The sequence below is a fragment of the Nocardiopsis sp. CNT312 genome (assembly GCF_000515115.1).
Lineage (GTDB): Bacteria > Actinomycetota > Actinomycetes > Streptosporangiales > Streptosporangiaceae > Nocardiopsis.
In genome coordinates, this window is record NZ_KI911538.1 from 76,803 (window position 1) to 94,976 (window position 18,174).

Consider the following 18,174-nt stretch of genomic DNA (forward strand, 5'->3'; position numbering starts at 1 on the left):
CGGCTCTTCCGAGGGGTTGGGGCTCTGCGTCGGGCTCGGTCCCTCGGTGGGGGACGGGCTCCGCGAGGGACTTGGGTGGGCCGACGGGCCCGGGATCTCCGACGGAACCGCGCTCCGCGAGGGGCTGGGGCCCGTGGTGGGGCTCGGGCTGTCGTCGAGGGTGTGCCGCGTGCCAGGGGTGTTCGTGGAGGCGTCCGCGTACATCGGTGCCGTCGCGCCGATCAGGAGCGAACCGGTGAGGAGCGCACCGAGCAGGGCGGCCACGGGGTACCGGACACCTGTGCGGAAGAAGGGGGGTCTCGCGGCGTCGCTGGGCATGGGGGCGGCTCACTCCTCCGGGGGACGCGCTGGTCCGTGGCTGCGTACCCGGGGGGAGTGTCGCCGCGCCTGCCCCTCCCCTGGCTCCCGGGTACCCGGGAGATCCTAGTCGCTGTCGCGCCCGGACACGAGTACCCCCTCAGTGCCGTTCGCCCGCCTGTCGTCCCGCGCTCGTGTCGGCCACGGGGCACCGGGTGTCCGGTGCCCCGGATGTGGCGGGTGAGGCCGTGCCGACGCGGGCCTGTGGTCCGTGCCACCGGAGGTGTGGCGAGGGTGCCCACGGGACGACGGGCGGGTGCTCGGGCTAACGGCTGCCGGAGTCGGGGCTGCGCGCGGCGGACAGCGCACCGGGGGCGTCCTCGTCGGTCGGCATCTTGCCGACCGGTTCGGGGACGAACCGGTAGCCCACGTTGCGCACCGTGCCGATGAGCGACTCGTACTCCGAACCGAGCTTGGCGCGCAGGCGCCGCACGTGGACGTCGATGGTCCGGGTGCCGCCGAAGTAGTCGTAGCCCCACACCTCCTGGAGGAGCTGCGCGCGGGTGAACACGCGGCCGGGGTGCTGCGCCAGGAACTTGAGGAGTTCGAACTCCTTGAAGGTCAGGTCCAGGATGCGTCCCCGGAGCCGGGCGATGTAGGTCGCCTCGTCGATCACCAGGTCACCGCGGCGGATCTCGTCGGGATCGTCGCTGCCGGCATCGGCCGAGCCCACGGCCAGGCGCAGGCGGGCCTCGACTTCGGCGGGGCCGGCGGTGACCAGGATGAAGTCGTCGACCTGCCAGTCCGGGGTGAGGGCCGCGACACCGCCCTCGGTGAGGACGACCAGCAGCGGGCAGTCGAGGCCCGTGGTGTCCAGCAGGCGGCAGAAGTTCCGCGCGGCGGCCAGGTCGGTGCGCGCGTCGACGAGAATGGCGTCGACGGGGGCGCTGGAGCCTCCGCCCGCGTGGGACGCCAGGAGTGCTCCGGCCTCGGCGGGAGCCACCCGCACGGAGTGCAGGAGGAGTCCGAGGGCGGGCAGTACGTGGTCGGACGGTTCGTTCGAGTTCGTCAGTAGCAGCAGATGGCTCATGCGTCTCTTCTCGTCACCCCGCACTATGCGGCCGGTCGAAGGCGCCTTTGCCCCCGGTGGAGATGTGTCTTATTGGTCGCCTCCGAGCAACACCAAGGATAATCAACAGATGGCGAAGTGCACTATCAGGTACTGGGCTGCGGCCAGGGAAGCGGCGGGAACGGCCGAAGAACATGTCGAAGCGGGCACGCTCGGCGAGGCCCTCGAAGCGGCGTGTCGAACAAGGGCGGAAGACGCTCGTTTCCTGCGTGTTCTGGAGGTCTCGTCGTTCCTGGTCGACGAGCGGCCGGCCGGCCGGCGGGCGCACCGTGACGTCGCGGTCGCGGAGGGGACTGTGATCGAGGTCCTACCGCCGTTTGCCGGAGGATGAGGGCCGGTACCCCTTTTCGTAACGCGGAGGAGATATGGGAGAAACACCGGAGTGGGCGCGGCGGGCCCGTGTCGTGGTCCTGGGCAAGCCCGGCTGCCACCTGTGCGAGCAGGTGTGGGAGGTGGTCGAGCGGGTCACCGGCGAACTCGGCGCGACCCGTGCGGAGGTGGAGCTGGACGCGGTGGGCGACGCCGAGCGCGAGGAGTTCTGGGACAAGGTCCCGGTCACGTTCGTGGACGGCCGCCGACACGATTTCTGGCGGGTGTCCGAGGAGCGTTTGCGTTCTGCCCTCCACGGCTGAGAAAACCCGATTGGTGAGAAAAGGGGAGGGCCGGAACAGATCTTCCCACCGAGTTCTCCGAGGTCCCTTCCCATGCGTGTTACGGGTCCATGGCGAGCGCGCTCCGGCCGTGGGAACTTATGAACGGCGCCTCACAGGTGGCCCCACTTTGTGCGTGCTTTCACAAGCGCGTAATCTAGACGCACCGGGGCGCGTGCGACGGAGGCACCGCCGCAGTGCGTGAGACGCGCCCTCCCCACGTGCCCTGGGACCGTCGGGGGAGCGCCGCGCCCCCTCCGCACCGACAGCCGCTCAGGAGCGCCCGCCTGTGACCAATCGCCCGCCCAGACCCCGGGGGAGGGGGATCCCCGATGCCACCGTCGCCCGGCTCCCGGTCTATCTCCGCGCGCTGCAGGCACTCCAGGACCGCGAGACCCCGACCGTCTCCTCCGAGGCGCTCGCCGCGGCAGCCGGGGTGAACTCCGCCAAGCTCCGCAAGGACCTGTCGCACCTGGGGTCGTACGGCACCCGGGGCGTGGGTTACGAGGTCGAGTATCTCGTCTACCAGATCTCACGTGAGCTTGGTCTCACCCAGGACTGGTCGGTGGCCATCGCCGGCATCGGAAACCTGGGCCGCGCACTGGCCGACTACGGCGGGTTCGGCTCCCGGGGCTTTCGCATCGCGGCCCTGCTCGACGCCGACCCCGCAGTGGTGGGGCGGACCGTGGCAGCCGTCGAGGTGGGGCATATTGACAGACTGGAAGAGATCGTGCGTTCGGCCGGGGTGTCCATTGGGGTGATCGCCACCCCCGCGGCATCGGCGCAGGATGTGGCGCTGCGGTTCGTCGAGGCCGGGGTGACGAGCATCCTCAACTTCGCCCCCGTCGTCCTCAGCGTGCCGGAGGGGGTGGATGTGCGTAAGGTCGACTTGTCCATCGAACTCCAGATTCTGGCCTTCCACGCGCAGCGCAGGGCCGACGGCGACGGCCGCCGACCGGTGGGCGGGACGGGGCTGGAGCCGGTGTGAAAGGGCCGCAGGCCCGCGTGAGCGGTGTGGCGACGAGCGTGCGCCATGTCTCGGGGAGGCGCCGACAGGGGCGGCGACCCGTACCCGAATATGGAGAGAAAGCCGTGTAGGCCCGCATAGGAGAGTTCGGATGAGTGTCCTGGCCGTGGGGTTGAGTCACCGGAGTTCACCGGTGACGCTGCTCGAACGTGTCGCGCTGAAGGGAAAGACACGCACCAAGGCGGTCGGGGAGATGCTCGGCTCCGACGCCGTCAACGAGGTCATGGTGGTCTCCACCTGCAACCGGACCGAGGTCTACGCGGACGTCTCCTCGTTCCACGGCGGTGTCGACGCCATCACCGAACTCCTGTCCTGGCACTCGGGCGTGCCCCTGGCCGAACTCGCCGAACACCTGTACGTGCACTACGAGGACCGCGCCGTCCAGCACCTGTTCTCCGTCACCTGCGGCCTGGACTCCATGGTCGTGGGCGAGGGACAGATCCTCGGCCAGGTGCGCGACGCCCTCAAGGAGGGCCAGGACGACGGCAGCGTCGGCCGGGTCCTCAACGACCTCGGCCAGCGCGCCCTGCGCGTGGGCAAGCGCGCCCACACCGAGACCCACCTCGACCACGCCGGCTCCGACATGGTGGGCTTCGGCCTCGGCCAGGCACTGGCCCACCTGCGCCCCGTGGAACCGGAGGCCCGCACCGGCGCACCGTCGGCCACCGGGCACGCCCGCTGCCCCGTGGCCCCGGCCGCAGACGGCACCGGGGCCGCCCGGCCCGAACCCGCCTCCCTGGCCGGTGTCCGCGTCCTCGTCCTCGGCGCGGGTTCCATGAGCGCCCTGGCGGCCAACACCGTCTCACGGCAGGGCGCGCGTAGCGTGGTGGTCGCCAACCGGACCCCCGAGCGCGCCGCACGCCTCGCGGAATGCCTCACCGAGGCCTACGACACCGTCGAGTCGGCCGCTGTGCCCTTCGACGCGGCCCACCTCGCCCTGCCCGAAGCCGACCTCGTCATCTCCTGCACCGGGGCCCAGGACCTGGTCCTGACCGCCGACACCGTCGCCGAGGCCGTCCGGGACCGCGGCCGTCCCCTGGTCTTCCTCGACCTCGCACTGCCCCGCGACATCGACCCCGCCGTCCGCGAGCTGCCCGGAGCACGCCTCGTGGACATCGAGGACCTGAGGCGCGCCGCCAGCGAGTCCGAGACCGGTGCCGGACGCTCCGGCGTCCTCACCCTGGTCCGAGGGATCGTCGAGGAGGAGGTCGCCGAGTTCGGCGCCCTGCGCCGCGTCAACGAGGTCACCCCCACCGTCGTCGCCCTGCGGTCCCAGGCACGCGACGTCGTCGAGGCCGAACTCGCCCGGCTCCACGGACGCCTGCCCGACGGCGTCGACGCCAAGTCCCGCCAGGAGATCGCCTACGCCATGCGCAGGGTCGCCGACAAGCTCCTGCACCGGCCCACGGTGCGCGTCAAGGAGCTCGCCGCCGAACCGGACGGCCGCTCCTACGAGGCGGCCCTGCGCGAACTCTTCGATCTCGAACCCGAAACCGGAACCCTGGCCGGCACCGCCCCGCGCCGGGCCGCACAGGAGAAGGCATGAGCACCGCACCCGCCAGGCTCGGCACCCGCCGCAGCCCCATGGCGACCAACCAGTCCCAGGCGGTCGCGGACGCGATCACCGAACGCACCGGGTACGCCATCGAACTGGTGCCCATCACCAGCTACGGCGACGTCACCAAGGCGCACCTGACCCAGCTCGGCGGTACCGGCGTGTTCGTCAACACCCTGCGCGACGAACTCCGCTCCGGGAGCATCGACTTCGCCGTCCACTCCCTCAAGGACCTGCCCACCGCGCCCGCGGAGGGGCTGGCCCTGGCCGCCGTCCCCGAACGCGACGACCCGCGCGACGCCCTGTGCGCCCGCGACGGCCTCAAGTTCGCCGACCTGCCCGCGGGGGCCCGCATCGGCACCGGCTCCCCGCGCCGCGCCGCGCAGCTCGCCCTGCTCCGCCCCGACCTGGTCTACGTGCCCATCCGCGGCAACGCCGGGACCCGGCTCGGCAAGGTCGCCTCCGGCGAGGTCGACGCCGTGGTGCTGGCCTACGCCGGACTGGGTCGGGTGGGCCGACTCGACGACGCCACCGACGTGTTCGAACCCGAACAGATACTGCCCGCCCCCGGACAGGGCGCTCTGGCCGTCGAGTGCCGTACCGGGCGCCTGGTCGGCGACCTGGCCTACCTGGCCTCGGTGGACCACGCGCCCACCCGCGCCGAGACGGTCGCCGAACGCACCGTGCTGGCCGAACTGGAGGCCGGCTGTGCCGCACCCGTCGGTGCCTACGCCCAGTACGGGCAGGGCCGACTCCGGCTGAGGGCCACCGTGGTCGCCACGGACGGCTCCGCCGCCGTGCGCCGTGAGGGCACCGCCGACGTCGACTCTCCCGAGGACCTGGCCGCCGCTACCGGGCTCGCCCGGGAACTGGCCCGGCAGATGATCGCGGAGGGGGCCGACCGCATCGTCGCCGAAGCCTTCGCCGAGAGGGACGACTCACAGTAGGAGCGAGCACGTGAACGCCAACGCCACCTCCCAGCACCAGGAGCCGCGCCCCGTCGCCCGCTCCGGACACGTCGCGCTGGTCGGCTGCGGGCCGGGCGGCCCCGACCTGCTGACCCTGCGCGGTGCCGACCTGCTGGGCCGGGCCGACGTGGTCCTCACCCCCAACGAACCCGGCGGTGAGGAACTGGCCCCCTTCCGCAGGCAGCTCCTGGACCACTGTTCGCAGGACGTGTCCGTGGTCCAGGCCGACGAGTGCGGCGGCGACGCCAACGCGCTCGCGATCACCCGGGCCCGCGAGGGGCAGCGCGTGGTACGCCTGTACTCGGGAGACCCGTTCTTCGGTTGCCGGGGCGGTGACCTCGTCGAGGCCTGCCACAAGGCCGGGATCGAGGTGGACGTCGCCCCGGGGGTCTCCGCCGTCACGTCCGTTCCCACGTTCGCGGGCATCCCCCTCCTGGGCTCGGAGGGAGATGAGGTGCGCGTCCTCCAGGCTCGCTCCCACGGCACCGGAGAGATCGACTGGAACGAGGCGGCGGCCAGCGACGCCGCACTGGTGGTCCTGGGTGCGGACGCGCCTGCCGGAGAGCCCGAGCGGCACCAGGGGCCCGGTTTCGACGTCCTGTGCAAGACCCTCATCGCCGGGGGCCGTCCGCCGTCGACACCCGTCGCCGTGGTGCGCGCCGGGGGTACCACCCGCCAGACCACGGTCACCTCGACCCTGAACCGGCTGGTCGCCGAACTCAAGTCCACCGACGCCAAGGGCCACCACCTGACGGCGCCCGCCCTGATGGTCGTCGGAGCCCCGGTCGGGCGCCAGCGCGACCTGTCCTGGTACGAGTCCCAGCCCCTGTTCGGCTGGCGCGTGCTGGTGCCCCGCACCAAGGAGCAGGCCGCCTCGCTCTCCGAGCAGTTGCGCGAACACGGGTCGGTGCCCGAAGAGGTCCCGACGATCTCGGTGGAGCCGCCCCGCACCCCGCAGCAGATGGAGCGCGCCGTCCGCGGACTGGTCACCGGCCGGTACCAGTGGGTGGCGTTCACCTCCGTCAACGCCGTCCGGGCGATCCGCGAGCGGCTGGAGTCCTACGGCCTGGACGCCCGGGCGTTCGCCGGGGTCAAGGTCGCCGCCGTCGGTGACGCCACGGCCGAGGCGGTGCGCGGGTTCGGCATCCAGCCCGACCTCCTGCCGCCCGAGGACACCCAGTCCAGCGCCGGACTGGTGTCGGTGTGGCCGCCCTACGACGCCGAGATCGACCCGATCGAGCGGGTGCTGCTGCCGCGCGCCGACATCGCCACCGAGACGCTGTCGTCGGGGCTCACCGGCCTCGGCTGGGAGGTCGACGACGTGACGGCCTACCGCACCGTCCGGGCCGCACCGCCGCCCGCGCCGATCCGCGAGGCCATCAAGGGCGGCGGGTTCGACGCGGTGCTGTTCACGTCCTCCTCCACCGTGCGCAACCTGGTGGGGATCGCAGGCAAGCCGCACAACACCACGGCGATCGCCGTGATCGGACCCGAGACCGAGAAGACCGCGGTCGAGTTCGGTCTGCGCGTCGACGTCGTGGCCGCCAAGCCGTCCGTCTCCGCCCTCGTGGAGGGTCTGGCGGAGTACGGCGCCGCCAAGCGCCGCGAGGCGATCGAGGCGGGTAAGCCCGTGCTGAAGCCGAGCCAGAAGCGCCGTGGCCGCCGCCGCAAGCTCTGACCCGGCCGCGTCCCCGTCCGCCCCACACCCCGGGAGCCCCGAGATGACCGATACCGTCCGCGACGCCGCGTTTCCTGTGGCCCGGCCGCGCCGCCTGCGGCGCGGTCCCGCGATGCGGCGTCTGGTCGCCGAGACGCGCGTGCTTCCGGAGAACCTCGTCCTGCCGATGTTCGTCAAGGAGGGGATCACCGAGCGCGTACCGATCTCCTCGATGCCGGGCCAGTTCCAGCACACGCGCGACAGCCTGCGCGCGGCGGCCCTCGAAGCGGCCGAGGCGGGGGTGGGCGGCCTGATGCTGTTCGGCATCCCCGGTCACAAGGACGAGCGCGGCTCGGCTGCCGACGACCCCGACGGGATCGTCCAGGCCGCTCTGCGCGACCTGGCCGCCGAGGTCGGCGACGACCTCGTGGTCATGGCCGACCTGTGTCTGTGCGAGTACACCGACCACGGCCACTGCGGACCACTCATGGCCGACGGGCACGTGGACAACGACCTCACCCTGGAGCGGTACGCCTCCGTCGCGGCGGCCCAGGCCCAGGCCGGCGCCGCGGTGGTCGCGCCCAGCGGCATGATGGACGGCCAGGTCGCGGCGATCCGCGCCGGGCTCGACCGGGCGGGGCACACCGGTGTGCCGATCCTCGCCTACGCCGCCAAGTACGCCTCCGTCTTCTACGGCCCCTTCCGCGAGGCGGCCGAGGGCGCGCCCCGGTTCGGCGACCGCTCCGGGTACCAGCAGGACCCGGCCAACGCGCGCGAGGCACTGCGCGAGGTGGCGTTGGACGTCGCAGAGGGCGCCGACATGGTGATGGTCAAACCCGGCCTGGCCTACCTCGACATCATCGCGAAGGTGGCCGACTCCTCGCCGGTCCCCGTGTCGGCCTACCAGGTCAGCGGTGAGTACGCGATGATCGAGGCGGCGGCGGAGCGCGGCTGGCTGGACCGGGAACGGGCCATCGTGGAGACACTGACCTCCTACCGCAGGGCCGGAGCGGAGCAGATCCTCACCTACTGGGCGACCGAGGCCGCGCACCTGCTCCGGTGAGACCGGGCCGCCGTCCGGTCGCGGTCGCCGGACGCCGGGCCACGCAGCGAGCAGGCCGCGCCCGGAACACGACGACCAGGGGGCCCATGGTGGATGTGCTGTACCGACGGAAACGGCGTCCTGTAGCCGAGAGCATGCTCGACTCCGCGCTGCGCTACGCGGAACTGGGATGGCCAGTGGTGCGCGGTGCCTCGCCGGGCGAGGACCGCGCGTGCACGTGCGACCGGATGGGCTGCCCCGACCCGGCAGCCCACCCGGTGACCATGGCCTGGGGAACGGAGGCCAGCACGGACGCCGAGACGCTGCGCCGCTGGTGGACCGAGCATCCCGGTGCCAACGTCATCCTGCCCACCGGCCGGGTCTTCGACGTGTTCGACGTACCACGTGAGGCCGGGGTGATGGCCATGGCGCGGATGGGCCGTTCGGGTGCCGTCCCGGGGCCGGTGGCGGCGGTGGACTCGTCGCGCTACCTGTTCTTCGTGACCACCCGGTCACCGACGGACGAGGACGAGTGGTGGTCGTGCCACCTGGACTGCGTGCCCGAGTCCGTGGAGGAGATGCCGGGGCTGCGCTGGCACTGCCGCGACAGCTTCGTGCCGGGCGCTCCGTCGCTGCTGACCTCCGGCGGCCGGGTCACGTGGATCCGCGCCCCGCGAGTGGAGGAGGGCTCGGTCGTGCTGCCCGACCCGATCGCGGTGCTGGACATCCTCTCCGACGCCAGCGAGGAGTTCGCCGCGCGCTGAGCCGCGCGGCCCCGGGAGACTCAGATCCGCTCGGCGTTGACGACGATCCCGTCGTGGTCGCTGTAGAGCCACTCGCCTGGCACGAAGGTGACGTCGCCGAAGACCACCGGACCGTCCAGGACCCCGGCGGCGTCCTTGGCCGACTTGCGGGGGTTGGAGCCCAGGGCCTTGACCCCCAGGTCGAGGCCGCCCAACGCGACGGTGTCGCGGACCACGCCGTGGATGACCGCGCCGGCCCACCCGTGGGCCACCGCGGCCTCGGCGATCATGTCGCCCATCAGGGCGCTGCGCAGGGACCCGCCGCCGTCCACGACCAGGACCGCGCCCTCGCCCGGCGTGTTGAGGACCTTCTTGACCAGGCCGTTGTCCTCGTGGCACTTGACGGTGCGGATGGGGCCGGAGAACACCGCGCGCCCGCCGAACTGCCGGAACTGCGTAGAGCAACTGCGCAGGGTGTCGCCGTGGCCGTCGATCAGGTCCGCCGTGGTGAAGTCCGTGGTCATGTCGTCTCCGTCTTTCCGGGGCCGTGCCCGTCCACGCTACTGAGCGGTAGTCCGGCGGTCCCCGCCGGGTCCTGCCCGCCGGGGCCCCTGCTCGGCGCGGCTCTGCCGCCCGCCCCACGGAGGGAAGCGATCCGAGTACCGGGGTGCACCGTGTGGTGCCCGCGGTGCGCGGGCACTGGGTGCGAGGCGGGTCACGGTCACGGGACCTGGGGCGGCTGAGACACTGGTGACGTGGGTAATCAACAGACTTCCGCAGAGCTCTTCCAGCGTGCGACGGCGGCCATCCCCGGCGGCGTCAACTCACCCGTCCGCGCCTTCGGCGCCGTCGGTGGCACCCCGCCCTTCTTCGTCAAGGGCGAGGGCCCCTACCTGACCGACACCGAGGGACGCCGGTACGTCGACCTCGTCTGCTCCTGGGGGCCGCTCATCCTCGGCCACGCCGATCCGGGCGTCGTGGACGCGCTTCACACCGCCGTGGACGCGGGGACCTCCTACGGCGCCCCGACGCCCGGTGAGGTCGACCTCGCCGAACTGATCGTGGAGCGCACCCCGGTGCGCAAGGTGCGCCTGGTCAACTCCGGCACCGAGGCCACCATGTCCGCCATCCGCCTGGCCCGCGGCTTCACCGGGCGGAGCAAGATCGTCAAGTTCGCCGGCAACTACCATGGACACGTGGACGCCCTGCTGGCCGCCGCCGGATCGGGTCTGGCCACGTTCGCCCTGCCGGACTCCCCAGGGGTGACCGGGGCCAGCGCCGCCGACACCCTCGTCCTCCCCTACAACGACCTCGAAGCCGTCGAACGCGCCTTCACCGAGCACGGCGAGGAGATCGCCTGTGTCATCGCCGAGGCCTGTCCCGCCAACATGGGAGTGGTCCCGCCCAGGGCGGGCTTCAACGCCCGCCTCAAGGAGATCGCGCACGCCAACGGTGCCCTGTTCGTCCTCGACGAGGTGCTCACCGGTTTCCGGGTGAGCGCCTCCGGCTGGTACGGCCTGGAGGGCGTGGAGCCCGACCTGATGACCTTCGGCAAGGTCATGGGCGGCGGCCTGCCCGCCGCGGCCTTCGGCGGGCGCGTCGACATCATGGACCGCCTCGCCCCCGAGGGCCCCGTCTACCAGGCAGGCACCCTCTCAGGGAACCCGCTGGCCACCGCCGCGGGCCTGGCCACGCTGCGCGGTGCCACGCCCTCCGTCTACGCCCGCATCGACCACGTCTCCGCCCAGGTGGAGTCGGAGGTGTCCAAGGCGCTCAGCGCCGCCGGGGTGCCGCACCGGGTTCAGGGCGGGGGCAACCTGTTCACGGTGTTCTTCACCGACCAGGATGTTCACGACTTCGACACCGCCCGTACCACGGACACGGCCAGGTTCTCGGCGTTTTTCCACTCCATGCTGGAACAGGGCGTCTACCTGCCGCCCGCGGCGTTCGAGGCGTGGTTCTTCTCCGCCGCGCACGACGACACAGCGATCGAGAGGGTGGTCTCCGCCCTGCCCCGGGCGGCCAGAGCGGCCGCGGAGGCCGGGGCCTGACCCCACCGGGGCCGCTCCCCGGGGCACCGCCTCCACGATTCACCGACGAGAAGGACGACCGACGATGACGACGACCACCGTTGTGCACTTGTTGCGCCATGGCGAGGTGTACAACCCCGCCGGGGTCCTGTACGGCAGGCTTCCCGGATACCACCTGAGCGACCGTGGACAGCAGATGGCCGAACTCGCCGCCGAGTGGTTCGAGGGCCGTGACATCACCGCACTGTTCTCCTCCCCTCTGGACCGGACCCAGGAGACCGCGGTCCCGCTCCAGAAGGCCCTGGACCTGCCCGTCGTCCTCGACGACCGGCTCGTGGAGGCGGGCAACAAGCTCCAGGGCCGCAGCCTCTCCAGCCGGTCCGCACGCGATCCCCGTGTCCTGCGGCGCCTGTACAACCCGTTTCGGCCCTCCTGGGGGGAGCCCTACTCCCAGATCGTCGAGCGTATGCTCCAGGTGGTCAAGCTCGCACGCAAAGCCGCTTGGGGGCATGAGGCGGTCTGTGTGAGCCACCAGTTGCCGATCTGGATGATGCGCCGCGTGGCCGAGAGCAAACGCCTGTGGCACAGGCCGGACCGTCGCGAGTGCAACCTCGCGAGCGTCACCTCCCTGACCTTCGCAGACCAGAGCCTCGTCCGTGTGGACTACGCCGAACCGGCGGCCGCGCTCTACACCGGTGAGGCCGCTCCTCCCGGGGCATGAGCCCGAGCGCCGTCACGGACCGGTAAGCTGGGGCTTCGGGCGCGGTGGGCCCACATCCCCGTGGTGTCGGCCCGGCCGCTTCGCCGGGGGCCGGATCGCCCGGGCCTTTCCGTGCCCGAAGCCGGTCGGCGCCGGGCACGGCGGCCGTACCCGAACTCCTCGCCGGTTCCCCACCGCCAGCGGTGCGGTGTGTCCGGCACGTCAGTCAGCGAGAAGGTGGTCCCATGGGTTCCGTCATCAAGAAGCGCCGCAAGCGGATGGCGAAGAAGAAGCACCGCAAGCTTCTCAAGCGCACTCGCGTGCAGCGCCGCAACAAGAAGTAGGGCCGGGCGCGGCGAACGTCGTCTCTCCGCGGACGGAGACGGGCCCCGTGCGCGTCCCGACGCGGAGAAGCCCTCCCCTTCCCAGCGCCGCCGGGTGAGCGGCCGGAGGGAATGTTCCGGGCGTAGCGCCGTTGTAGGTCGTGTGTTCCGGTGGGCGGTCCGCCCCTGGTCCGCTTCTGTCGGCTCCCCGCCCGCTGCTCCCAAGGAACGTGTCGCCATGGCTCGTGTCGCCGTCGTCACCGGTGTGTCCGCCCCCTTCGCCGCCAGGGTCGCCCGGATCCTCGTGGAGGAACCCGGCGTGCACCGGGTCATCGGCGCGGACTCCGTGCCGCCAACCGGGGGTGAGCTGCCGGGAGGGGCCGAGTACGCCCATGTCGACCTGCACGACGAGAGCCTGGCCCGGATCGTCTCCGAGTCCGGTGCCGACCTGGTCCTGCACCTGGGGCTGGACGCGGCCCAGGGCCACGGGCGTGAGGAGCACCTCCTGGGAGCCATGCGGGCACTGACCGCCGCGCAGCGCTCCCCCTCCGTGCGACGCCTGGTCGTGCGCTCCAGCGCGGCTCTGGAGGACGGCGGCGCGGAGGAGGTCGAACGGCACACGCTCGGCCTGTTGCGCCGCCGCCCCGACATGTCGGTCGCGGTCCTGAGGTTTGCCAACCTCATCGGGCCCTCTGCCGACACCCCCCTCACCCGTTACCTCGACTCCCCGGTCGTCCCCACCGTGCTCGGCCACGACCCGGACGTGCGGTTCCTGCACGAGGACGACGCCGTCGAGGCCGCCGCTCGGATGGCGCTCAGCGACGAGACCGGCCTCTTCGACCTGGCGGGCGAGGACTCCGTGCCCCTGTCGGAGTGCCTGCGCAGGGTCGGGGGACGCCGTATGCCGGTGCCCGCGGCCGGCCTGCGGGTGCTGCGCGGCCTCAACAGGTACGGTCGGATCGGCTACGCCAGTTCCAGCGCTCCCCGCACGGGTACCGCGGTGCCGGGGGAGTGGGAGCCCGCGCCGCTGGAGCACGCACTCCGGTGGGCGCCCGCGCACAGCTCTCCCCAGGCCTTCGAGTCCTACGCGGCTCACCGCCGCCGGTCCGGAGCCGGCCTGCGGGCCGTGCACCTGCTCACGCTCGCGAGGGCGGGTCTGCGGCGGTGAGGGGCCGGCCCCGCCGGGAGAAGGGCCGTGCTGAGCGGGTCCCCTGCGCCCGTCGTCCCCTCAGGGCGTCCCGCGGCGCCGAAGGGCGCGTATCGCCACCGCCCCGGCCGCGGCCCCCGCGAGCGTGACCGGTATCGCGGCCTTCAGTGTCTGTCGGTGCCTGCGGAAGTCGTGCACGGGCCAGGCGTGGGTGCGCGCGTAGCGGCGCAGGTCCCCGTCGGGGTTGACCGCGTGCGGCTTGCCCACGAGCGACAGCAGGGGCAGGTCGTTGGAGGAGTCGCTGTAGGCCGAGCAGACCGCCAGGTCCCAGCCCTTCTCACGGGCGAGCGCGTCCACCGCCTCGGCCTTGGCGGGTCCGTGCAGCAGGTCTCCGTTGAGCCGTCCCGTGTACACGCCGTCGATCGTCTCGGCCCGGGTACCGAGTGCACCGGTCAGCCCCAGGCGCTTGCGGATGATCTGGGCGAGTTCGACGGGGGTGGCCGTCACCAGCCACACTGCCTGTCCCGCGTCCAGGTGGTGTTGGACGAGCCTGCGCGTACCCTCCCAGATGCGGTCGGCCATGGAGTCGTCGTAGATCTCCTCGCACAGGTCGACCAGGTCGGCGACGCCGTGCCCGGCCACGAACGCCAGGGCGGCCTCGCGGGCGGCGTCGATGTGCTCGGGCTGCTCGGAACCGGTGACGCGGAAGAGGGTCTGCCCCCACGCGAACCGGAGCAGGTCACGGGTGGTGAACAGGTCGCGGGCCGCCAGGCCCCGCGCGAAGTGGTAGATCGACGCCCCGCGCATCAGGGTGTTGTCCACGTCGAAGAAGGCGGCTCCCGCCCCCGCCGCAGGCGGTCGCGGCACGTCGTGCGGCACGGTTCTCTCCTGGCTCGAGTGGGAGGCGGAACCTCCGGCTGTCCGGGGTGAGGTCCCCGCTGACCCGACCCTATGGCCCTCCGGAGGGAGGGTGGGGCCACCTGCTTCCCACAATATTTCACGTGATGAACATCACATGGCCGAGGTGGGATGCGCCTGCATTCTGCGAAATCATCCCATGTCATGCACTTTGTTCTCTTTGTTCTCTTCGTGACGTGCACATCCACCCGTCGGCGTGCAGCATCATTGTCGGGATGGTGACGGTAGGACTGGCATTCATAAGCGCGTTGGTGGCTTGGAGCGCCACCGCCGCGCTCGCCGCGTATGCCCAACGTCGTCCCAGCGCTTCCGCGGTCGGCTGGCTGGTCGCGGCCCTCGGGATGGCGGTCGGGCTCAGCGCCGGCGTGATCGGCGTGATCCTGGGCTTCGGTGAGCTCACCTTCCGGCTGCTGCAGATCGGGATCAGCCTTCTCGGACCGCTCTACATCGCCTGGGGCGCGGTCGAGTTCGGCGTGCGTTCCGCCCAGGGCCGGTTCACCTCCCGGCTGCTGCTGAGCGCGTTCACCGTCGTCCCTCTGGTGATCCTCTTCGTCGACCGGGTGAGCGGCCACTTCGAGCGCGCCTTCCCCGCGATGGGCGAGCACTACGATCTTGTCCCGCGCGCGGTCCTCGGTGCCGCCCACGTGCTCGTGATCGCCTTCCTGGCCTGGGCCGTGATCGCGTCGGCCCGGCGCCTGGACGGCGACCGCGACCGGCTCACCGAGCTGTCCGTCCTCGGCCTGGCCGCCTTGGCGGCCCTGCTCAGCACCCTCGTCGGCCGTGTCGGCCTCGACGTCGTGGGGCCGCTCCTGGCACTGGGCTCCGTCGCCGCACTGTGGGGCGCCTGCGCGCTCGCCGCGGGTGTGCCGCGGCGTTCGGCCCCTCGGGACGACTACGACGAGTACGACGACGGGGCCGACGGTGACACAGAACCCTATGACGACCCCCGGGAGAAGCCCGTGCGCCGCAGGCGTCACACCTCCAAGTCCGCCGACTACGACGACTACTACTACGACGACGAGGCGCCCGAGCCGGAGCGGATCCCGCCCCGGCTGCGCGGCGTCATCACGATCTACACCCTCGTCGACGGCCAGGCCCCCGAATTCGACCGGCTCACCGACGCCGTCGTGGCGGAGGTGTCGCGCCGGGAGCCGGACACCCTGTTGTTCGCGTGCCACACGGTCCCCAGCGCCCCCCTCCAGCGCATCGTCTACGCGATCTACCGCGACGAACTCGCCCAGGAGGAGCACGAGCGCCAGCCGCACGTCATGGAGTTCGCCCGCCGCGGCCCCGCCCACGTGGTCGCCACCAACGTCATCGAACTCTCCCTCTCCGGGGCCTCGGCCAGCGACAGTCTCGTTTCGATGCTCATGCCGCACTGAGACCGTGTGCGATCACCCGCACACGCGCGGGCCGCGGTCCGGTGGGCGAATGTCTCAAACCGGTGTATTTCGGTACGGGCCGATGAACCGGAACGAGGTCTCTTGCGTCCGATGGGGGTGAAGTACCCTCCTAACTGTTCTCATGACCGGCCCCGTCTGGTGCCGAGGGCGTGCGATGACAGCCCGGCGGAACGCCCCGCCCGCGGCCGCGCCTGAGCGAAAGAAAGTGTGCTGGGACTCATGCGTAAGTTCCTCATCGTCCTGTTGTTCCTCATCGCGTGCGGCGTCGTGGCCGCCGACATCGTGCTCCGCGGCGTCGCGGAGGACCTGGCCTCAGAGCGGATCGTCCAGACCGGTGCGACCGACGAGGCGCACGTGGCCATCGGCGGATGGGCCTTCCTCCCCCAGGTCATCACCGGCGAGTACGAGCGGATCGTCATCACCGCGGACAGCGCGTCCGCTGCCGGTATGACCATCGAGCAGATCGAGGTCTCGGCGACCGGGGTCGAGGCGCCCCTGTCCGAACTGCTCGCACAGCCCTTGCTCGTCGCCGGTCAGGTCGAGGGCTCGTTCGTGGTCCCCTACTCCTACTTCGGCTCGCGCTTGCCGGAGGGCGTCTCCTTCAGTACCGAGGGCGGCGAACCGCGCATCAGCGGCGAGCTGGCCTTGCCGGGGACCGGCCGGAGCGTCCCGGTCACGGCCGGCGGCGAGTTCACCGTCGACGGTGACGTCGTGGCCCTGACCCCCGTGGACGTGCAGGCGGGAGACGGCTCCCTCGACGCCGGACCCGTGGCCGAGGGCATGCTGAGCTTCGACTTCGAGACGCCCGAACTGCCGTTCGGCCTGTCGCTGACCGACATGGAGACCGCCTCCAACGGGCTGCGGATCACCGGTGTCGGCCAGGACGTCTCCCTGGCGGGATCCGAAGCGGCCTGATCGGACCGCGCGGGGCCGGGGAGGCACGGTAGCCGCCCCCGCGTACGGCCCCTGTGATCCAGGCCACCCGTGACAAACACCCGTGCGGGCCTGTAGTTTCGAGTGCGTGACTTCTTTGACGAGCGCGTATCTGACGAAGCGACGGGCAGTGGACTTCTGCCGTGTCGCCGCCGCGCTCTGTCTGTGTCCCTAGAGTTCGGGTCCCGTCGACCCGCGCCCTCTCCCGCGAACGGCCTGGTTTCCCACGAACGCGGTTGGAAACGATCACGCCATGCGCCTCGGTACCTCCCAGCGGCACACCGCCGCGCCCGCTCCGTGCCCTGCCGCTTCCGGCATGCCGTGCGCACCCCCGTACCCAGGGCGCTTCCGCTGCGGAGCGCCCGACCCCCGGCCGACCGGGCGTAGTCTCTGCCCGGAGAGCACCGACCAGATACACGCGATCACCACGCGAACAACCACAGGAGGTTCCCTATGAGCCGCTCCGACGTCCTTGTGGACGCCGACTGGGTGGAGGCTCACCTGGACGATGACAACGTGGTCCTCGTCGAGGTCGACGAAGACACGTCGGCGTACGACAAGGGGCACATCCCCGGCGCCGTCAAGATCGACTGGAAGAAGGACCTCCAGGACCCGGTCCGCCGCGACTTCGTCGACCGCGCCGGGTTCGAGAAGCTGCTGTCCGCCAAGGGCATCTCCAACGACGACCTCGTGGTGCTGTACGGCGGCAACAACAACTGGTTCGCCGCCTACGCCTACTGGTACTTCAAGCTGTACGGCCACAGCAGCGTCCGTCTCATGGACGGCGGTCGCAAGAAGTGGGAGCTCGACTCCCGCGCGCTCGTCGAAGAGGTCCCGGAGCGGTCCGCCACCCAGTACAAGGCCCAGGACCAGGACCTGTCCATCCGGGCCTTCCGCGACGAGGTCGTCGAGGCCATCGGCGCCAAGGACCTGGTCGACGTCCGCTCGCCCGACGAGTTCACCGGCAAGCTGCTGGCCCCCGCGCACCTGCCGCAGGAGACCTCGCAGCGCCCCGGCCACATCCCGACGGCGCGCAACATCCCGTGGGCGAAGACCGCCAACGAGGACGGCACGTTCAAGACCGCCGAGGAGCTGCGCGAGCTCTACACCGGGGCCGGCGTGGACCTGGACAAGGACATCATCGCCTACTGCCGTATCGGTGAGCGCTCCTCGCACACCTGGTTCGCCCTGCACGAGATCGTGGGGCTGGAGAACGTGAAGAACTACGACGGCTCGTGGACCGAGTACGGCTCCCTGGTGGGCGTCCCGGTCGAATTGGGAGAGGCTGAGGCCAAGTGAGTGACGGATGCGGAGCCCCGGTCGGCGGGGTGGCCCTCGCCGATGTCGACGCCGGTGACCAGGCGGTCATCCAGGGCACGGTGATCCGGGACGGCAAGCCGCTGCGCGGTGCCTACGCCCGGCTTCTGAACGAGTCCGACGACTTCGTCGGCGAGGTGGCCACCGGTGACGAGGGCACCTTCCGCTTCTTCGCCGCCGACGGCACGTGGAAGGTGCGCGTCCTGGCCTCCCAGGGCTTCAGCGGCGAGTACCCGGTCCAGGCCGAGGTGGGCAAGGTCATCGACCTCCAGGTCCAGGCCTGACCCACGGGCCCGGCACACCGAACGGGGCGCCGACCGCGACGGGGGATCCCG

The 18,174-nt window shown here is 71.6% G+C and carries 20 protein-coding genes and 1 pseudogene; 17 read left to right on the top strand and 4 right to left on the bottom strand.

The annotated features are described in order from the left end of the window. Positions 1-318: pseudogene (locus tag B042_RS26780) on the bottom strand (hypothetical protein); the annotation flags it as partial. A gap of 304 nt (positions 319-622) precedes the next feature. Beyond that, complete coding sequence (locus B042_RS0120570) at positions 623-1,387, bottom strand: response regulator transcription factor (protein WP_028649928.1); 765 nt, start codon at positions 1,385-1,387, stop codon at positions 623-625. 109 nt (positions 1,388-1,496) lie between these two features. Here B042_RS0120570 and B042_RS0120575 point away from each other — a divergent pair, with 109 nt between their 5' ends. The 8 genes from B042_RS0120575 to B042_RS0120610 all read left to right on the top strand — a co-directional run bounded on the left by B042_RS0120575 (position 1,497) and on the right by B042_RS0120610 (position 9,089). Beyond that, on the top strand, positions 1,497-1,757 hold the full coding sequence (locus B042_RS0120575; protein WP_028649929.1) for a MoaD/ThiS family protein: 261 nt from the start codon (positions 1,497-1,499) through the stop codon (positions 1,755-1,757). A 34-nt stretch (positions 1,758-1,791) separates the two neighbouring features. Then, positions 1,792-2,058 (top strand): glutaredoxin family protein, encoded by a 267-nt coding sequence (locus B042_RS0120580; protein ID WP_028649930.1) that lies wholly within the window; start codon positions 1,792-1,794, stop codon positions 2,056-2,058. A gap of 307 nt (positions 2,059-2,365) precedes the next feature. After that, positions 2,366-3,064 carry a redox-sensing transcriptional repressor Rex gene (locus B042_RS0120585; RefSeq protein ID WP_028649931.1) on the top strand — a complete coding sequence of 233 codons (699 nt, stop codon included), beginning with the start codon at positions 2,366-2,368 and terminating at the stop codon, positions 3,062-3,064. Between the two features lie 130 nt (positions 3,065-3,194). Continuing rightward, positions 3,195-4,649, top strand: coding sequence for a glutamyl-tRNA reductase (locus B042_RS0120590; RefSeq protein WP_028649932.1), 1,455 nt, complete (start codon positions 3,195-3,197; stop codon positions 4,647-4,649). Continuing rightward, a complete protein-coding gene (gene hemC / locus B042_RS0120595; protein ID WP_028649933.1) occupies positions 4,646-5,605 on the top strand; it encodes a hydroxymethylbilane synthase in 960 nt (319 codons plus the stop codon). The genes B042_RS0120590 and hemC overlap by 4 nt, the downstream gene beginning before the upstream one ends. Positions 5,606-5,615: 10 nt before the next feature. Beyond that, positions 5,616-7,304, top strand: coding sequence for a uroporphyrinogen-III synthase (locus B042_RS0120600; protein ID WP_028649934.1), 1,689 nt, complete (start codon positions 5,616-5,618; stop codon positions 7,302-7,304). Positions 7,305-7,347: 43 nt separating this feature from the next. Beyond that, positions 7,348-8,346 (top strand): porphobilinogen synthase, encoded by a 999-nt coding sequence (gene hemB, locus B042_RS0120605; protein WP_028649935.1) that lies wholly within the window; start codon positions 7,348-7,350, stop codon positions 8,344-8,346. A 134-nt stretch (positions 8,347-8,480) separates the two neighbouring features. Beyond that, entirely contained in the window at positions 8,481-9,089 is a 609-nt protein-coding gene (locus tag B042_RS0120610; protein ID WP_028649936.1) for a bifunctional DNA primase/polymerase, read from the top strand. Positions 9,090-9,109: 20 nt separating this feature from the next. On the opposite strand, the gene rraA is transcribed toward B042_RS0120610, so the two are convergent. After that, positions 9,110-9,592 carry a ribonuclease E activity regulator RraA gene (rraA, locus tag B042_RS0120615; protein WP_028649937.1) on the bottom strand — a complete coding sequence of 161 codons (483 nt, stop codon included), beginning with the start codon at positions 9,590-9,592 and terminating at the stop codon, positions 9,110-9,112. Between the two features lie 231 nt (positions 9,593-9,823). Here rraA and hemL point away from each other — a divergent pair, with 231 nt between their 5' ends. The 4 genes from hemL to B042_RS0120635 all read left to right on the top strand — a co-directional run bounded on the left by hemL (position 9,824) and on the right by B042_RS0120635 (position 13,289). After that, entirely contained in the window at positions 9,824-11,119 is a 1,296-nt protein-coding gene (gene hemL, locus B042_RS0120620; protein ID WP_028649938.1) for a glutamate-1-semialdehyde 2,1-aminomutase, read from the top strand. A gap of 64 nt (positions 11,120-11,183) precedes the next feature. Continuing rightward, the gene (locus B042_RS0120625; protein ID WP_028649939.1) at positions 11,184-11,819 is read left to right on the top strand and encodes a histidine phosphatase family protein; all 636 of its coding nucleotides are present in this window, start codon (positions 11,184-11,186) and stop codon (positions 11,817-11,819) included. 224 nt (positions 11,820-12,043) lie between these two features. Further along, positions 12,044-12,142: a 30S ribosomal protein bS22 gene (locus B042_RS25430; RefSeq protein WP_003948845.1), complete on the top strand. Its 99-nt coding sequence runs from the start codon at positions 12,044-12,046 to the stop codon at positions 12,140-12,142. 217 nt (positions 12,143-12,359) lie between these two features. Then, positions 12,360-13,289: an epimerase gene (locus B042_RS0120635; RefSeq protein ID WP_028649940.1), complete on the top strand. Its 930-nt coding sequence runs from the start codon at positions 12,360-12,362 to the stop codon at positions 13,287-13,289. 60 nt (positions 13,290-13,349) lie between these two features. Here the strand turns inward: B042_RS0120635 and B042_RS0120640 are convergent, their stop codons facing one another. Further along, positions 13,350-14,147: an HAD family phosphatase gene (locus tag B042_RS0120640; RefSeq protein ID WP_081748912.1), complete on the bottom strand. Its 798-nt coding sequence runs from the start codon at positions 14,145-14,147 to the stop codon at positions 13,350-13,352. Positions 14,148-14,434: 287 nt separating this feature from the next. Here B042_RS0120640 and B042_RS0120645 point away from each other — a divergent pair, with 287 nt between their 5' ends. From B042_RS0120645 to B042_RS0120660, 5 genes are all read left to right on the top strand, one after another. Then, the gene (locus tag B042_RS0120645; RefSeq protein ID WP_028649942.1) at positions 14,435-15,568 is read left to right on the top strand and encodes a putative quinol monooxygenase; all 1,134 of its coding nucleotides are present in this window, start codon (positions 14,435-14,437) and stop codon (positions 15,566-15,568) included. 240 nt (positions 15,569-15,808) lie between these two features. Next, complete coding sequence (locus tag B042_RS0120650) at positions 15,809-16,504, top strand: DUF2993 domain-containing protein (protein WP_028649943.1); 696 nt, start codon at positions 15,809-15,811, stop codon at positions 16,502-16,504. Positions 16,505-16,610: 106 nt separating this feature from the next. Then, a complete protein-coding gene (locus tag B042_RS27170) occupies positions 16,611-16,697 on the top strand; it encodes a putative leader peptide (protein WP_352983320.1) in 87 nt (28 codons plus the stop codon). A 278-nt stretch (positions 16,698-16,975) separates the two neighbouring features. Then, complete coding sequence (locus B042_RS0120655; protein WP_028649944.1) at positions 16,976-17,821, top strand: sulfurtransferase; 846 nt, start codon at positions 16,976-16,978, stop codon at positions 17,819-17,821. Then, complete coding sequence (locus B042_RS0120660) at positions 17,818-18,123, top strand: DUF1416 domain-containing protein (RefSeq protein WP_028649945.1); 306 nt, start codon at positions 17,818-17,820, stop codon at positions 18,121-18,123. The genes B042_RS0120655 and B042_RS0120660 overlap by 4 nt, the downstream gene beginning before the upstream one ends. The last annotated feature ends 51 nt before the right edge of the window (positions 18,124-18,174 follow it).

Excerpts from the sequence above, each read along its gene's own strand:
- B042_RS0120570 (WP_028649928.1), bottom strand. The coding sequence starts at position 1,387 with ATGAGCCATCTGCTGCTACTGACGAACTCGAACGAACCGTCCGACCAC.
- B042_RS0120575 (WP_028649929.1), top strand. The coding sequence starts at position 1,497 with ATGGCGAAGTGCACTATCAGGTACTGGGCTGCGGCCAGGGAAGCGGCG.
- B042_RS0120580 (WP_028649930.1), top strand. The coding sequence starts at position 1,792 with ATGGGAGAAACACCGGAGTGGGCGCGGCGGGCCCGTGTCGTGGTCCTG.
- B042_RS0120590 (WP_028649932.1), top strand. The coding sequence starts at position 3,195 with ATGAGTGTCCTGGCCGTGGGGTTGAGTCACCGGAGTTCACCGGTGACG.
- hemC (WP_028649933.1), top strand. The coding sequence starts at position 4,646 with ATGAGCACCGCACCCGCCAGGCTCGGCACCCGCCGCAGCCCCATGGCG.
- hemB (WP_028649935.1), top strand. The coding sequence starts at position 7,348 with ATGACCGATACCGTCCGCGACGCCGCGTTTCCTGTGGCCCGGCCGCGC.
- B042_RS0120610 (WP_028649936.1), top strand. The coding sequence starts at position 8,481 with ATGCTCGACTCCGCGCTGCGCTACGCGGAACTGGGATGGCCAGTGGTG.
- rraA (WP_028649937.1), bottom strand. The coding sequence starts at position 9,592 with ATGACCACGGACTTCACCACGGCGGACCTGATCGACGGCCACGGCGAC.
- B042_RS0120625 (WP_028649939.1), top strand. The coding sequence starts at position 11,184 with ATGACGACGACCACCGTTGTGCACTTGTTGCGCCATGGCGAGGTGTAC.
- B042_RS25430 (WP_003948845.1), top strand. The coding sequence starts at position 12,044 with ATGGGTTCCGTCATCAAGAAGCGCCGCAAGCGGATGGCGAAGAAGAAG.
- B042_RS0120635 (WP_028649940.1), top strand. The coding sequence starts at position 12,360 with ATGGCTCGTGTCGCCGTCGTCACCGGTGTGTCCGCCCCCTTCGCCGCC.
- B042_RS0120650 (WP_028649943.1), top strand. The coding sequence starts at position 15,809 with ATGCGTAAGTTCCTCATCGTCCTGTTGTTCCTCATCGCGTGCGGCGTC.
- B042_RS0120655 (WP_028649944.1), top strand. The coding sequence starts at position 16,976 with ATGAGCCGCTCCGACGTCCTTGTGGACGCCGACTGGGTGGAGGCTCAC.